This is a genomic window from Stenotrophomonas sp. YJH_SMC_119, assembly GCF_059368315.1.
Genome location: NZ_JCAFRP010000016.1, coordinates 1 through 15,630 on the forward strand (window position 1 = coordinate 1; position 15,630 = coordinate 15,630).

The following is a 15,630-nucleotide window of genomic DNA, read 5'->3' on the forward strand; positions in this document are numbered from 1 at the left end:
CGCCGTAAACCCCCCTTCCGGGGTCCGGCCCAGCCGCTGGCGGCTGTGCGTTCGGGCGCTTGCGAAGCAGTGCTTCGCAAGCAAAGCGCCCTCACCCCTGGGGGCTCGATGGCGCCATCCATGGCGCCAACGGTCCTGCCAGCCCACATCGCCCCACCTTTGACAGTTTCCCGGTGACGGTTGGACTGATCCTGGAACTACATGGGGTCCTGGGGTCAGATCCGTTTTCCTTTGGAAAACGGATCTGACCCCAATCGATTTCGATATCCGACAGAGATTCATCCACGCATGGCGTGGATCTACAGATCGCGGAAATCTGTCGAAGGCGGGGTGGGTCCGGTTGCGGGGGTGTCCGCGGCATGGATGCCGCGGCCAAGCCCCCAGGGTGAAGTGACCCCCGGGAGTTGGACGTCAGATCCAACCCCGAGGGATACATGAACAGATACGACGCACGTTTCAAACTGCAGGTCGCCAAAGAGGCCTGCAAGACCTCCACATCGGTCAAAGCCATTGCCCGTCGCCACGGCCTTGAGTTCTCCACGGTCAGGCGCTGGGTGGCGACCTATCGACTGCATGGTTGGCGCGGATTTCATCGCCAGGCCCGGTTCTATGACCTCCCGTTCAAGCTGGCTGTCCTGGAAAAGATGAGCCAGGACGGCATGTCCGGGCGGGAGGCCACCACCTACTTCCAGATTGGTGATGCCGGCGCGGTGGGGCGATGGCAGCGCCTGTATGCTCGAGGCGGTGCCCAAGCGTTGGCACCGCCTCCGCCGCTGCCCCGAAAGCCGATGAAAAAGACCCGTTCGTCCAAGCCGCCTGAGGAAATGAGCCGCGATGAGCTGCTCAAGGAAGTCGCCTATCTGCGTGCGGAGACCGACTACCTAAAAAAACTCGATGCCTTGATCCGGGAAGAGCAGGCGGCGCAAGACGCAAAGCGCAAGCCATCCAAGGATTGAGGCAGGTTCATACGCTGTCGCTTCTGCTCGAAGCGGCGGAGCTGTCACGCAGTACGTTCTATTACCAGAACCATGTCCTGGCCCATCCGGATCAGGACGAGGCAGCCCTTTGCGAGCGCATCCGTGCAATCTACGATCAAAGCAAAGGGCGCTATGGCTATCGCACGGTGACGCTGGAATTGGCCAATCAGGGTCATCGGACCAATCACAAGCGGGTACAGCGCCTGATGGGGGAGATGGGCCTGAAATCACGGGTACGGGTGAAGCGCTACCGGTCCTTCAAGGGGGCCGCCAATGTTGTGGTTGGCAATGACCTCAATCGCCAATTCCACGCCGAGCGCCCCAACCAGAAGTGGGTGACCGACGTGACCGAGTTCAAGGTACAAGGCATGAAGCTGTACCTGTCGCCGATCATGGACCTCTACAACGGTGAAATCGTGGCTTATCAGATCAAGCGCCAGCCCGTGTTCGATCTGGTAGGTCAGATGCTGGAGGAGGCCATCAAGGAGCTTTCGCCGGATGAGCGCCCCATGATCCACTCCGACCAGGGCTGGCAGTACCAGCATGAAAACTACCGGCACATGCTGGAAAAACACTCGCTGAAACAAAGCATGTCCCGGCGTGGCAACTGCCTGGACAATGCGGCGATGGAGAGCTTCTTCGGGACGCTGAAGTCGGAGTTCTTCTACCTGAACAGCTTTGACAACATCGAGAGTCTGGAGGCTGGGCTGGTGGAATACATCCAGTACTACAACCAGGAGCGCATCAAACCGAAACTGAAAGGTCTGAGCCCGGTAGAGTACCGGGAGCGGGCCCAATCGGCCGCCTGATCCCGTCCAAGTCTCGGGGGTCACTTCAGGGACGGGTTTACGGCGTCCCCCGCAACCGGACCCACCCCGCCATCCCACGGATAGTCGGCTTTTGCTGTTGCTTCGGCTTCGGCAGGTGCAGGGCGCAGCCCTGCCGAACACCCCCTCTCATGCTGCGCCGCAGAATGCATTCGGCTGAAGCCGCATGCTCTACTTGAATCGATCTAAATCCACGGTCTGGTGGGTCGGGCGTCATTCCAGGGGGAGCTCTCTGCAGGTCAGGGCAGGGCTCAGCGGAACGGTGCCGGACGGCCCCGGCCGTCTGCCTCCGCGTCATCGACTACAGGAACCCGACATGCGTCCAGTGCCGTCCGCTCCCGCCGTCCCATTGTCCTCCCGCCCGCTGGCGCGCCTGGCCTGTCTGCTGGCGCTTTCGGCCATGCCGATGCTGCTGCAAGCCGCACCGGCGGCGCTGGAGCGCGAGGTCAACACCTTCATCGGCAGCAAGGACGACGGCAATACCTTCCCCGGCGCATCGGCACCGTTCGGCCTGATCCAGGTCAGCCCGATCGGCAGCCACTATTCGGGCTGGCGCTACGACGACGAGAAGATCCGCGGTTTCGGCCACTCCTTCATCTCCGGCGCCGGTTGCTGGGAGCAGGGCGGGCAGGTGTCGATCCTGCCGGTCACCGGCAGCATCGGTCCGGGCGGCGATTTCGATACTGCTGATGCCAAGAACTTCAACCACAAGACCTATGCCGCTTCGTACACGCATGACGGCGAGATCGGCCAGGCCGGCTATTACAAGGTGCGCCTGACCAGCTACGGCGGCATCGATGCCGAGGCCACCGCGCGTACACGTGCCGCGGCCGAGCGCTACACCTTCAGCCAGCGCCAGGGCGAGGGCCACGTGCTGGTCAACGTCGGCCAGGCCAACGAACGCCACTCGGTGATCGGCAGCGTGGTCGATGTGGTCGGCGACCGCGTGGTCGAGGGCAAGCTGGTGACCAAGAGTTTCTGCGGCGGCCATCAGTACACCACCTGGTTCCGCATCGAGTTCGACCGCCCGTTCAAGGCGCATGGCACCTGGGGCGAGGGCGGCGGCCTGCCGGGTGCGCGCCACAGCATGGAAGGCGAACAGAAGCCGAATGGTGCCTGGCTCAGCTTCGACCTCGCCAAGGGCCAGTCGGTAACGGCGATCAGCGCGATATCGCATGTGGATGCCGAAGGCGCGCGCATCAACCTGCGCGCGGAAGGCATGCAGGGCGGCGCGCTGCTCGGTTTCGACCGGATGCGGGCGCTGTCCCAGCAGTCGTGGCGCGAGCAGCTGGGCCGGGTGCGCGTGCAGGGCGGCACCGCCGACGACCGCGCTGTGTTCTACAGCGCGGTCTACCACGCGCTGCTGCAGCCGATGACCGGCAACGACGCCGACGGCCGCTACCGCGGCTATGACGATGGCATCCACCGTGCCGATGGCTGGACCTACTACGAGTACTTCTCGCTGTGGGATACCTACCGCGCGCAGAACCAGTGGCTGGCACTGACCCGCCCGGACGTGGCGCGCGACATCGGCCGTACCCTGCTGGCGATCGACGAGCAGGGCGGCTGGCTGCCGCGCTGGGGCTATGCCAACTTCGAGACCAACATCATGACCGGCGATCCGGTCACCCCGTTCATGGTCGACCTGTGGCGCTTCGGTGCGCTCAAGGGCCGTGAATCGCAGGCCTGGGATGCGCTGCGCCGCAATGCCTTCGGCACGCCGCCGCTGAACTCACGCATGGCCGGCCGTTCCGGCAACCCGACCTACCTGGACAAGGGCTATGTGGTCTACGACCGCGCGTTCCCGTCCAAGGGCATGGACGTCGATCCGCACCACGGCGGTTCGGCTACCTTGGAATACGCACTGGCCGACTGTGCGCTTTCGCAGATGGCCGATGGCCTCGGCCATGCGCAGGACGCGGCGACGCTGCGTGAGCGCGGCCGCAACTGGCGCAAGGTGTGGGACCCGCAGGTGCGCGACGCCGAGACCGGCTTCACCGGTTTCCCGCGCCCGCGCACCGAGGATGGCCAGTGGTACACCCCGGCCGATGGCCACTACAGTCCGCGTTCGCACCACGGTTTCCATGAGGGCACGGCGTGGCAGTACCAGTGGCTGGCGCAGCAGGACGTGCCGGGGCTGGTCGAAGCGATGCAGGGCCGCGAACAGGCCGGCCGCCGCCTCGACGCGTTCTTCGCCATGGACGCGCTGCAGGCCGATCCGCTCAATGCCGCCCGCAAGGAGTGGGTGGTCGGGCCGTACAGCTACTACAACCAGTTCCGCTACAACCCGAACAACGAGCCTGACCTGCACTCGCCGTGGCTGTACACGCTGATCGGCCAGCCGTGGAAGACCGCGGCCGTGGTGCGTGCCGCGCAGCAGCTGTTCACCAATGCGCCCAATGGCGTGACCGGCAACGACGACCTCGGCACGATGTCGGCCTGGTATCTCTTCAGCGCCATCGGCGTGTATCCGGCGGTGCCGGGCAGCGGCCAGTTCCTGCTGCACACCCCGCGCTTCAGCAAGGTGGAACTGGACATGGGCAATGGCCGGACGCTGCGCATCGACGCGCCGGGTGCCGATGGCCGCCGCCTGCAGTACGTTCAGGGCGTGCAGGTCGATGGCCAGGCGCATGCGCCGGTCTGGCTGGACTGGAACCAGCTGCAGCAGGGCCCGCGCCTGCAGTTCGCGCTTGACGCGAAGGCGCCGGAGCAGGGCTGGGGTACGGCGGTGAAGGACCTGCCGGTGTCCTGGTGCGCGGCACCGGGCAGCCAGCTGCGCTGAGCCGGACTGTGCCGTTCGCGGTGACCCAGCGAACGGCACGGCACGACACGGCCCTGATCCATTAGGCTTGAGCCTCCAGCGGAGTCCGGGAAGACGATGAACGACAACGGCAGCAGTCCCAGCAAGCGCGCCGGCAAGGCAGTGACGGTGACCGACATCGCGCGTGCCATCGGCGTGTCACGGGCGACCGTGTCGCTGGTGTTGCGCGGCAGCCCGCTGGTCAACGTCGATACCCGTGCCAAGGTCGAGGCCGAGCTGCGCCGGCAGCGCTATGTCTACAACCGCGCTGCCGCCAACCTGCGCCGGCGTACCTCGTCGAGCATCGCGCTGGTGATCAACGATCTTTCCAACCCGTTCTTCGCCGAATTCGCGTCCGGCGTGGACGAGGCGCTGGGCGGACGCGGCTACGTGACCCTGCTCGGCAGCACTGGCGAATCGCCGGAGCGCCAGCAGGCGGTGCTGTCCACGTTGATGGAGCACACCCCGGCCGGCCTGATCCTGTCGCCGGCCGAGGGCAGCGATACCGTGCAGTTGCGACAGGCACTGGGTGCCAATGCCAACGTGCTGCTGTTCAACCGCGAACTGGAAGGGGCCGACTGGGACTTCCTGACCCTGGACAACCAGCACGGCGCCTATCTGGCCACGCGTCACCTGATCGAGCGCGGCCATCGCCAGATCGCCTTCTTCGGCGGCCACGCTGCATCGAGCTCGTGCCACCAGCGCCGTGCCGGTTTCCAGCAGGCGCTGGCCGAGGCCGGTCTGTCGCTGCCGCCGGGCTGGATGATCGAGTCGGCGCCGAACCGTCTGGAAGCCGCTGCGCGCACCGATGAGCTGTTTGCCGATGGCCATCGGCCGAGTGCGGCGGTCTGCTACAACGACACCGTCGCGCTGGGCCTGATGCTGGGCTTGAATTCACGGGGCATCCGTCCGGGAGGTGACTTTGCCGTTACCGGCTTCGACGATATTTCCGAGGCTGCGGTGGCGGTGCCGCCGTTGACCACGCTCACCGCCGATCCGCGCGAGCGGGGCCGGCAAGCTGCGGCGCTGCTGCTGCAACGACTGGACGAACCGGACGCGCCGCCACGGCGCACGGTCGCGCCGGTGCAGTTGCGCATCCGCGAAAGCAGTGCCGCACGACCGAACTGATTTATTCCATACACCCCTTCCACGCAACAACGACCTTCCGCGCATCGAGGCGCGTACCGCATGCCGATCTCCGCAACGCCCCGTCCAACGGGATCTTCGGGCAACGCACCTGCCGTCACCAACGGCAAGGCGCTGGCCGTGGTCACCACGATCTTCTTCATGTGGGGCTTCCTGACCTGCCTCAATGACATCCTGATCCCGCACCTGAAGGCGGTGTTCGAGCTGAACTACGCCAAGGCGATGCTGGTGCAGTTCACCTTCTTCGGCACCTATTTCCTGATGTCGCTGCCGGCGGGTCGGCTGGTGGCGGCGCTGGGCTACAAGAAGGGCATCGTGGCCGGCCTGGTGATTGCCGGTATCGGTGCGCTGGGCTTCTGGCCGGCGGCCGAGCTGCGCGTGTATGGCGCCTTCCTGGGCGCACTGTTCGTTCTGGCCACCGGCATCACCGTGCTGCAGGTTGCTGCGAACCCCTACGTCGCGCTGCTGGGCCCGGAGCAGACCAGCTCCAGTCGCCTGACCCTGGCGCAGGCACTGAACTCGCTGGGCACGGCCATCGCCCCGATCTTCGGCGGCATGCTGATCCTGTCCAACACGGTGAAGAGTGCCGATGACATCGCGGCACTGCCGGCCGCCGAACAGCTGGCCTACCGTGCCGCCGAGGCGCAGGCCGTGCAGGGCCCGTACGTGGGGCTGGCCGTTGCGCTGGTGCTGCTGGCGCTGTTCGTATACCTGTTCCGCCTGCCGGCACTGAGCGACGCCACCGAGCAGGCCGACCAGGGCCACCACCACAGCTACCTGGATGCGCTGCGCAAGCGCCACCTGCTGCTGGGTGTGCTGGGCATCTTCTTCTACGTCGGTGCCGAAGTTTCGATCGGCAGCTTCCTGGTCAACTACCTGTCGATGCCCAACATCGGCGGCTTCAGCGAGCAGGAAGCCACGCATTACGTGTCGGCCTACTGGACGATGGCGATGATCGGCCGCTTCGCCGGCTCGGCGCTGCTGGCGCGCTTCTCGCCCAGCCGCCTGCTGGCGATCTTCGCGCTGGTCAACGTGGGGCTGCTGGTCACGACCATGCTGACCTCCGGCAACATCGCGCTGTACTCGGTGGTGGCGATCGGCCTGTTCAATTCGATCATGTTCCCGACCATCTTCGCGCTGAGCATCGAGCGCCTGGGCCCGCTGACCAACAAGGGTTCCAGCCTGCTGATCATGGCCATCGTCGGCGGTGCGGTGGTGCCGTACCTGCAGGGCGTGCTGGCCGACCACATCGGTGTGCAGGCCAGCTTCATCCTGCCGCTGCTGTGCTACGGCTACATCATTTTCTACGGACTGGTCGGCGCACGTACGCCGGCTTCCGCAACGCAGGGAGGCTGAGTCCGGAATGGGTTCCATCGTTTGCTTCGGCGAAATTTTGATCGATCTACTAGCGCAGCCGCCGGCCTCGGCCGATACGCCGCGGGCGTTCCTGCAGTACGCCGGCGGTGCGCCGGCCAACGTTGCCGTGGCCGCTGCGCGGCTGGGCGCGAAGACCCAGTTCGTCGGCATGCTCGGCCGTGACATGTTCGGTGACTTCCTGGCCGACAGCCTGGTCGAGCACGGCGTGGGCACGGATTACATCGTGCGTACCGATGCGGCGAAGACCGCGCTGGCCTTCGTCGCCCTCGACGCCAGTGGCGAGCGCAGCTTCAGCTTCTACCGCCCGCCGGCGGCCGACCTGCTGTTCCGTGACAGCGATTTCCAGGCCGCCTGCCTCGACAGCGCGCAGTGCTTCCACGTCTGCTCCAACAGCCTGACCGAGCCGGGCATCGCCGAGGCGACCTTTGCCGGCATGGACCGTGCACGTGCGGCCGGCGCAGTGGTCAGCCTGGACCTCAACCTGCGGCCCGCGCTGTGGCCGGCGAACGAGGATCCGACGCCGCGCCTGTGGCAGGCGCTGGAACGCGCCGATCTGGTGAAGCTGTCGCGCGAGGAGCTGGACTACCTGGCCGCGCCGCTGGGCAATGACGGCGAGGCGACGGTGCTGCGGCGCCTGCTGGCCGCGCAGGCGCGCTGGGTGATCGTCACCGACGGTGCGGCCACACTGCATTGGTATACCCGCGACAACCACGGCACGGTCACCAGTTTCCGCGTGGCCACGGTCGACACCACGGCTGCTGGCGATGCCTTCGTCGGTGGCGTGCTGGTCGGCCTGCTGGAGCGCGGTGGGGCGGGCGCTGGTTTCGCTGCGTTCTGCCAGGACCCGGAGGCGATCACCGCCACGCTGCGTTTCGGCGCCGCCGTGGGGGCGCTGGCTGTTACCCGCAAGGGCGCGTTCGCCGCAATGCCCTCGCTCGATGAAGTGCAGCAGCTGCTGCAGGCACAGGACATTACCGCATGAGCACCTCGCCCGATTTCCGTTCGCCCGCGTTCCTGCGCGCGCACATCGCCGATACCATGGCGTTCTACCATCCGCGCTGCATCGATCCGGACGGCGGCTTCTTCCACTACTTCCGGGATGACGGCAGCGTCTACGATGCCAGCCACCGGCACCTGGTGAGCAGCACGCGCTTCGTCTTCAACTACGCGATGGCCTACCGCGAATTCGGCAATGCCGAGTACCGCGAGGCGGTCGAGCACGGCGTGCGCTACCTGCGCGAGGTGCACCGCAACCCGGCTACCGGTGGCTACGCCTGGACCCTGCGTGATGGCAAGGTCGAGGACGACATGAACCACTGCTACGGCGTGGCGTTCGTGCTGCTGGCCTACAGTTGCGCGCTGAAGGCCGGTATCGAACAGGCGCGTGTGTGGATGGACGAAACCTGGAAGCTGCTGGAAGCGCGCTTCTGGGAGCCACAGCACGGCCTGTACAAGGACGAGGCCGATGGCCAGTGGAACTTCACCGGCTATCGCGGCCAGAACGCCAACATGCACATGTGCGAGGCGATGCTGGCGGCGTTCGAGGCCAGTGGCGAGCAGCGCTATGTCCAGCGTGCGCTGCAGCTGGCCGACAACATGACCCGCCGCCAGGCGGCCAAGGCCGGCGGGCTGGTCTGGGAGCACTACGATGAGAACTGGGAGATCGACTGGGACTACAACCTGGACGACCCCAAGCACCTGTTCCGTCCATGGGGCTTCCAGCCCGGCCACCAGACAGAATGGGCCAAGCTGTTGCTGATCCTTGATCGCCACGTGCAGGCCGACTGGCTGGTGCCGACCGCGCAGCACCTGTTCGATGTGGCTGTGGCGCGCAGCTGGGACGAGGCGCGCGGTGGCTTGTACTACGGTTTCGCACCGGAAACGCGCCGACAGGCGGGCATGGACGGTGCCCCGATCGGCGGCGACAGCTTCGTCTGCGACGACGACAAGTATTTCTGGGTGCAGGCCGAAACGCTGGCCACCGCCGCACTGATGGCCAAGCGCACCGGTGATGACCGCTACTGGCAGTGGTACGAACGCATCTGGGCCTACTCGTGGGAGTACTTCGTCGACCACCAGTACGGTGCCTGGTTCCGCATCCTTGATGCCGACAACCGCAAGTACAGCGACGAGAAGAGCCCGGCCGGCAAGGTGGATTACCACACCATGGGCGCGTGCTACGAAGTGTTGAACGTGGTGCGCTGAAGATCGTTCGAAGGCAGTAGTGCCAGGCCATGCCTGGCAATCCGGAATCGGTAGCGCCGGGCGACGCCCGGCGGAAAAACAGGAGCTCCGCGTGCATCGTCTTTCCCTCGTTGTCCGTCTGCTCCTGCTGCTGATCGCAGCCTCCGCCTTCCCGGTAACTGCAGCCCCGCTGCAGGCACAGTGGGAATTCCGCATGCTGCCCGGTGATGCGCAGGGTGCAGCCCACCCGGGCCTGCAGCAATGGCGTGCGGCGAAGGTGCCGGGCAGCGTGCACACCGACCTGCTCGCCCACGGGCTGATCCGCGATCCGTACGTCGGTGCGCCTGAGGCAGAGCTGCAATGGATCGGCCTGGCTGCCTGGGAGTACCGCGCCCGCTTCGACGTGGATGCGGCGACATTGGCCAAGCCCAATGCCGAGCTGCGCTTCGACGGGCTGGATACCTATGCCGAAGTCAGCCTCAACGGCAGGCCGCTGCTGCACGCGGACAACGCGCACCGCACCTGGCGTGCGCGCGTGGACGGGCGCCTGCGCGCGAATGGCAATGAACTGCAGATCGTGTTCCGTTCGCCGATGCGCACGCTGTTGCCGGGTGTACAGGCGATGCCGCACAAGATCGCCGGCAACTATCCTTCGCCCTATGGCGATGAGCCCAAGGACGCGATGGTCGGCAACTTCGCGCGCAAGCCGGCCTATCACTTCGGCTGGGACTGGGGCCCGCGCTATGTCACCGCCGGCGTGTGGCGCGGGGTCGACCTGCAGGCCTGGGATGCGCACCGCCTGACCGATCTTGCCGTGCGTACCGATGCATTGAGCGCGGAGCAGGCGAAGCTGGCCGTGCTGCTGGAGATGGAGCAGGGCGCGGCGGCCGGTTCTGCGGTGGTCCATGTCGATGTGCGCGATCCGCAGGGTCGCAGCGTGGCCCAGGTGCAGCGCACGGTGCTGCTGAAGCCCGGCCAGAACGCCGTCGAAGTACCGGTCCAACTGATCAAGCCGCAGCGCTGGTGGCCGGTCGGCCACGGTGCACAGGACCGCTACACCGTACAGGTCCGCCTGGATGATGGTGTCGATGCAGCGCTGGTGCGCGAGCAGCGTATCGGCCTGCGCACGGTTGAACTGCGCCGCGAGGAAGACGGCAAGGGCGGGCAGGGCTTCGCTTTCGTCATCAACGGCGTGGAGATCTTCGCAAAGGGCGCCAACGTCATTCCGTTCGATGCCTTCCCCGCACGGGTCGACGCCGCGCGCCTGCGCCACGTGCTGACCGCCGCACGCGACGCCAACATGAACATGCTGCGCAACTGGGGGGGCGGCTACTACGAGGACGATGCCTTCTTCGACATCGCCGACGAACTGGGCCTGCTGGTCTGGCAGGACTTCATGTTCGGTGGTGGCATGCAGCCGGGCTACGATCCGGCCTTCCGTGCCAGCGTGGTGGCCGAGGCACGCGACAACGTGCGCCGGCTGCGCCATCACCCCAGCATCGTGCTGTGGTGTGGCAACAACGAGGAAGAAACCGCCTGGAAGGACTGGGGCCACGGCCGCGACCTGAAGGCGGCCGACCCGGCGTTTGCAGCGAAGGTCTGGCAGGGTTACGTCGACCTGTTCGGCAATGACCTGCGCCGGGTGGTGGGTGAGGAGGGGCTGGGCGTGCCGTACTGGTCCAGCTCGCCCAGCAACGACCTGGATGAAAAGGCGAACGACTCGACCCGTGGCGACAAGCACTACTGGCAGGTCTGGGGCAATCCGGCGCTGCCGGTGCAGGCTTACCTGCGCGAGACGCCGCGCTTCATGTCCGAGTACGGCCTGCAGGCATGGCCGTCGGTGGCCACCGTGGACCAGATTGCCACCCGCGCCGAGCAGCGCATCGACAGCCCGGTGATCCGCGCGCACCAGAAATTCATGGCCGGCGAGGGCAACAGCCGCCTGCTGCACTACATCGAACTGGGCTACGGCACGCCGAAGGACTTCGAGGACTTCGTCTACCTCAGCCAGGTGATGCAGGCCGATGGCATCGCGCTGGCCGCGCTGCACCATCGCGCCTCGCGGCCGTACACGATGGGCTCGCTGTACTGGCAGCTCAACGACGTCTGGCCGGGTGCTTCATGGTCCAGCGTGGACTACTTCGGTCGCTGGAAGGCGCTGCACTACGCCGCGCGGCGCTTCTTCGCGCCGGTCACGCTGGCGGCATTGCGTGATGAGGGCAGTACGCGGGTGCGCCTGATCAATGATGGCGCTGCCGCAGACGCACGTTGGCGGCTGCGGGTGATGGATGTGGATGGCAAGATGCTGCGTCGTCGCGAGGACGCGGTGGCGTTGACGGCGGCTGGCGTCACCTCGATTGGTGATTTCCGCGATGCCGAGCTGCTGGCCGGTGCCGATCCGAAGCGCACGGTGGCCGTGTTCGAGCTGCTGCAGAACGGGGCGGTCAGTGCCCGCCAGGTCGTCGGATTCGTCGAAGCCAAAGACCAGGTGTTGCCGCGGCAGAAGCTGAAGGCCACCTTGTCCATCGAAGGCGATCACTATCGTCTACGCCTGGAAAGCGCGGCTTACGTGCGCGCGACGTGGATCGATTTCGGCGCGCTGGATGTGCAGGTCGAAGACAACCTGCTGGACCTGCTGCCGGGCGAGACCCGGGACATTGCGGTGCGCGGCCCGGTGGACCTGACTGCCCTGCGCGAAGCAATGAAGCTGAAGACCCTCAACGATCGTTGAGGGCGGCGTATCCCGCATTGGCAGGTGCCAACCTTGGTTGGCACACCCGGAACATGCCAACCAAGGTTGGCATCCACCAGACGCGGAGCGGGGCAGCTGCGGACCGCTGGTCCGCCCACCTCGATCGTTGAGGGCGGCACATCCTGTTTTGGTAGGTGCCAACCTTGGTTGGCACACACCGAACATGCCAATCAAGGTTGGCATCTACCAGAAGCGGAGACGGGTAGGTGCGGACCGTTGGTCCGCACACATCTCTTCTTTACAGCTGGATCTGCTGGAAGTTCTCGACCCGCTCATGGCCGTTGGCGGCCTGGCCGATGCGCGGCATCGGGTAATCATCCAGGCGATCAATCAGGCGGGTCTGCAGGCCGGCTTCGCGGGCGGCGTCCAATTCCTCCACCACATCGGACAGGAACACGATCTCGCCGGCCGGCACGCCGATCGCCTGCACGATGCGGCGGTAGCTGTCGGCCTCGCGCTTGCCGCCGATCTCGGTATCGAACCAGCCCGACACCAGCGGGCTGAGGTCACCGGCATCGCTGAAACCGAAGAACAGCTTCTGCGCCGGCACCGAGCCGGAGGAGTACACGTACAGCGGCAGGCCGGCAGCGTGCCAGCCCTTCAGCACCGGCGCCACTTCCGGGTAGAAGTGCGCGGTGTAGTCGCCGCGGCGGTAGCCTTCATCCCAGATCAGGCCCTGCAGCGCCTTCAGCGCGGTGTGCTTGCGGTCCTGGTCGATCCAGCCCTGCAGCGTCTCGGCCACCAGGCTGTCCTGGCAGGCGCCGCCGATCTCGGTAGCCACCGCGTCCAGCCAGCGGCGGACCTCCGGCTGCTGGCCATGTTCGGCGACGAACGCCGGCAAGGCCTTGCGGGCATAGGGGAACAGCACGTTCTTGACGAACGAGATGCTGCTGGTGGTGCCTTCGATGTCGGTCAGGATGACGCGGGGCTGCATGGATCAGGACGCCTGGGTAGGTACGTAACGGGGGAACTTCTGTGCGATGTCGGTGCCGGTGAAATGACCCACCCAGCCGTCCGGCTCGGTGAAGAAGCGGATCGCCACGAAGCTCGGTTCATCGCCCATGTCGAACCAGTGGGTGGTGCCATCGGGCACGGCGATCAGGTCGTCCTTCACGCATTCGATCTCATAGACCTTGTCACCCACGTGCAGGGTGAACAGGCCGGAGCCTGCGACGAAGAAGCGCACCTCGTCTTCCTTGTGGAAGTGCTCGTCGAGGAACTTCTTCCGCAGCTCGGCGCGGTTCGGGTTGTCCGGGGCGATCGAGGCGACGTCCACGCTCTTGAAGCCGCGCTCGGCGACCAGGCGGTCGATGTCCGCACGGTAGGCAGCGAACACTTCCTCCTGGCTGGCGCCCGGCGCGACTGGCGCGGTGGCCTGCCAGCGCTCGAAGGTGACGCCGATCTTCTGCAGTTCGGCAGCGATGACCGCGCCGTCCTGGGTGTCCAGCAGCGGCGATTCGGGGCGGGTGTCGTCGTAGATGCGCAGTCGGCTCATGGCGGCAGCTTGAACGTCTCGGGGGGAAGACAGGGTAGCAGGGTGGGGACGAGGCGCAGATTCCGGATCGGCATCTGCACCTGCGCACGGGTTCAGCCGCGCAGCTTGCGCAGTTCCAGTTCGCAGTGGAACAGGAATTCGAAGGCTTCCAGATGACGGCGCGCCTCGGCCATGTCACGGCCCCAGGCGTACAGGCCGTGGCCGTCGATCAGGTAGCCCCACAGGTTCTGGCGGTCGAGCAGATCATCGACCTGCTTCGAAAGCACGTTCATGTCCTGGGTGTTGGCGAACACCGGTACGTCGATGGCCATCTCGTGGGTGCTGTTGCCGGCGAAGGCCTTCAGCAGTTCGTAGCCTTCCAGGTGCACATGACCCTGCGGCGCGTACAGGCGCGAGGCAATGGTCTGCACCGGCGAATGGGTGTGCAGTACGCAGCCGATTTCCGGGAAGCGGCGGTACAGCTGGGTGTGCAGCAGGGTTTCGGCGGAGGGGCGCAGCGGGCGGCCGACGGCCTTGCCATCGAAGTCCACCACCATGATGTCGTCCTCGATCAGGCGGCCCTTGTCCTTGCCCGAGACGGTGATCGCGGCGTGGCGATCGTCCAGGCGGTGGGAGAAGTTGCTGCTGGTGGCCGGGGTCCAGCCGGCCTGGGCCAGTTCGCGGACGTTGTCGATCAGCAGCTGGGCCAGTTCGCCCAGGCGGGCGGTGTCGTAGGGGAAGGTGGTGGTGTCCATGGACGGCATTTTACGTGATCCGGCCCGATGCTGGGCCCGCGCGGCGACCGCCTGCCTGATGCGTGGGCAACGCGAAGCGGCGTGCTGGCAGGCGGCGCGCAGGGGTTGGATCGAGGCAAGCACAGCGCTGGCTGAATGGGGAGGGCAGCGCTCCCGCTGGAAGCGATTCCGGTCGTGGACAGCCCTCTTGCCGCGAAACATCATCGGATTGCCGCAGAAGTTCCGGCGAGCGCCAAGAAAAGGAGTACTTCGATGATCGCGCGCGCGATGGGGATGATGGGGGTGATTGGCATCATGCTTGCCAGCAGTGGCTGCACGATGGAATGGGTGAAGATGGATGCGGGTGCGCGGTCATTCGGCCCCGCCCATTCGAGTTGCAGGGCGCAGGCCGACGATCACTGGCCGGTCAGGAATGAAGTGGCCACGCGCACCGTCTACGAAGACCGCAAGGTGCCCTGCAGGCTTGATGAAGTCTGCGCCATTGACGGCAAGTACAACATGGTACCCATGCCGAAAGAGGAGAGTTACATCGTGGACGTCAACGCGTCCGACCGCAGCAGCGAGTTCAATGCCTGCATGGCCGGTGCCGGCTGGCAGCAGCAGCTCATCTGGTTCAATCGCCGCTAGGCAGGGCGGGCGCAGCGGACGACAGGGGCTCGACCGGTTGCTGGTCAACGTAGTCGAGGCAACAGGGGCCAGCGGAGAATGATCTGGCTCTGCGAACCGTTCAGGCGTCGAGGCTGGAGACGAGCAGGGAGCAGGACAAGAACACGTACGACGTGGACGGAAAGTACGAGCGCGTGCAGCGACCGGAAATCGAGAAGGATGAGGGAGATGGCTACGTGTATGCGAATGGCCGTTGCTGCGGGGCTTGCGCTGTTGACCGGCGGTTGTGCGACCGAATGGGCCCGCTTCAGTGATCATGCTGATCCGCTGGATGAGTCGCGGTGGCGCTGCAGGGCCGAAGCGAACGAGAAGTGCCCGGAGAAGATTGAGGTTGTCGAGCGCACCGAAGAGACCGAGGTGCTGACGGTCTGCAAGGAAGGCGAGACAAGCGACGTGGATGGCAAATACAAGAAGATGCTGATGCCAAAGACCGAGCGCCACACCGTGGACGTCAACGCCAAGGAGAATCACGAGCACTTCATGGGCTGCATGGGCGGCGCAGGCTGGATACAGAAGACCATCTGGTTTGGCCGCAGGTGATCATCGTCGGGCGCCCTGGTCGCTGGGAATGACCATCATCCACGCATGGCGTGGATCCACCGGATGCGCCGGGAGAGTGTCGAAGGTGGGGAGGGGTGAGGTTGCGGGGGCGTGAGCCGCTTGGATGCGGCG

Annotated in this window: 12 protein-coding genes; 9 read left to right on the plus strand and 3 right to left on the minus strand. The window is 65.8% G+C overall.

Annotated features, from left to right (window positions below; all coding sequences use genetic code 11):
- Positions 1-434 precede the first annotated feature (434 nt).
- The 7 genes from AC5P6S_RS18605 to AC5P6S_RS18635 all read left to right on the plus strand — a co-directional run bounded on the left by AC5P6S_RS18605 (position 435) and on the right by AC5P6S_RS18635 (position 12,042).
- Positions 435-1,786, plus strand: a protein-coding gene (locus tag AC5P6S_RS18605; protein WP_495204717.1) for an IS3 family transposase whose coding sequence is annotated in 2 segments (ribosomal slippage) — positions 435-882 and positions 882-1,786 — 1,353 coding nt in all. Because the reading frame shifts where the segments join, the coding sequence is not laid out codon by codon here.
- Between the two features lie 334 nt (positions 1,787-2,120).
- Complete coding sequence (locus AC5P6S_RS18610) at positions 2,121-4,586, plus strand: GH92 family glycosyl hydrolase (RefSeq protein WP_049396130.1); 2,466 nt, start codon at positions 2,121-2,123, stop codon at positions 4,584-4,586.
- A gap of 96 nt (positions 4,587-4,682) precedes the next feature.
- Entirely contained in the window at positions 4,683-5,732 is a 1,050-nt protein-coding gene (locus AC5P6S_RS18615; protein ID WP_005413180.1) for a LacI family DNA-binding transcriptional regulator, read from the plus strand.
- Between the two features lie 60 nt (positions 5,733-5,792).
- On the plus strand, positions 5,793-7,106 hold the full coding sequence (gene fucP, locus AC5P6S_RS18620; protein WP_005409446.1) for an L-fucose:H+ symporter permease: 1,314 nt from the start codon (positions 5,793-5,795) through the stop codon (positions 7,104-7,106).
- Between the two features lie 7 nt (positions 7,107-7,113).
- A complete protein-coding gene (locus AC5P6S_RS18625; protein WP_012480047.1) occupies positions 7,114-8,109 on the plus strand; it encodes a carbohydrate kinase family protein in 996 nt (331 codons plus the stop codon).
- Positions 8,106-9,332 carry an AGE family epimerase/isomerase gene (locus AC5P6S_RS18630; protein WP_495204718.1) on the plus strand — a complete coding sequence of 409 codons (1,227 nt, stop codon included), beginning with the start codon at positions 8,106-8,108 and terminating at the stop codon, positions 9,330-9,332. Before AC5P6S_RS18625 ends, AC5P6S_RS18630 begins: the two co-directional genes overlap by 4 nt.
- A gap of 91 nt (positions 9,333-9,423) precedes the next feature.
- Positions 9,424-12,042, plus strand: a complete 2,619-nt coding sequence (locus AC5P6S_RS18635; protein WP_495204719.1) for a beta-mannosidase — start codon at positions 9,424-9,426, stop codon at positions 12,040-12,042.
- A 259-nt stretch (positions 12,043-12,301) separates the two neighbouring features.
- Here the strand turns inward: AC5P6S_RS18635 and mtnC are convergent, their stop codons facing one another.
- The 3 genes from mtnC to AC5P6S_RS18650 form a co-directional block, all read right to left on the minus strand.
- The gene (mtnC, locus tag AC5P6S_RS18640; protein WP_012480050.1) at positions 12,302-12,997 is read right to left on the minus strand and encodes an acireductone synthase; all 696 of its coding nucleotides are present in this window, start codon (positions 12,995-12,997) and stop codon (positions 12,302-12,304) included.
- A 3-nt stretch (positions 12,998-13,000) separates the two neighbouring features.
- Complete coding sequence (locus AC5P6S_RS18645) at positions 13,001-13,558, minus strand: 1,2-dihydroxy-3-keto-5-methylthiopentene dioxygenase (protein ID WP_005409451.1); 558 nt, start codon at positions 13,556-13,558, stop codon at positions 13,001-13,003.
- A 92-nt stretch (positions 13,559-13,650) separates the two neighbouring features.
- A complete protein-coding gene (locus AC5P6S_RS18650; protein ID WP_032966041.1) occupies positions 13,651-14,292 on the minus strand; it encodes a methylthioribulose 1-phosphate dehydratase in 642 nt (213 codons plus the stop codon).
- A gap of 252 nt (positions 14,293-14,544) precedes the next feature.
- Between AC5P6S_RS18650 and AC5P6S_RS18655 the strand changes: the two genes are divergently transcribed.
- Together AC5P6S_RS18655 and AC5P6S_RS18660 are read left to right on the plus strand one after the other, a co-directional pair.
- Positions 14,545-14,919: a hypothetical protein gene (locus AC5P6S_RS18655; RefSeq protein ID WP_005413186.1), complete on the plus strand. Its 375-nt coding sequence runs from the start codon at positions 14,545-14,547 to the stop codon at positions 14,917-14,919.
- A 225-nt stretch (positions 14,920-15,144) separates the two neighbouring features.
- A complete protein-coding gene (locus tag AC5P6S_RS18660; protein WP_223846400.1) occupies positions 15,145-15,498 on the plus strand; it encodes a hypothetical protein in 354 nt (117 codons plus the stop codon).
- The last annotated feature ends 132 nt before the right edge of the window (positions 15,499-15,630 follow it).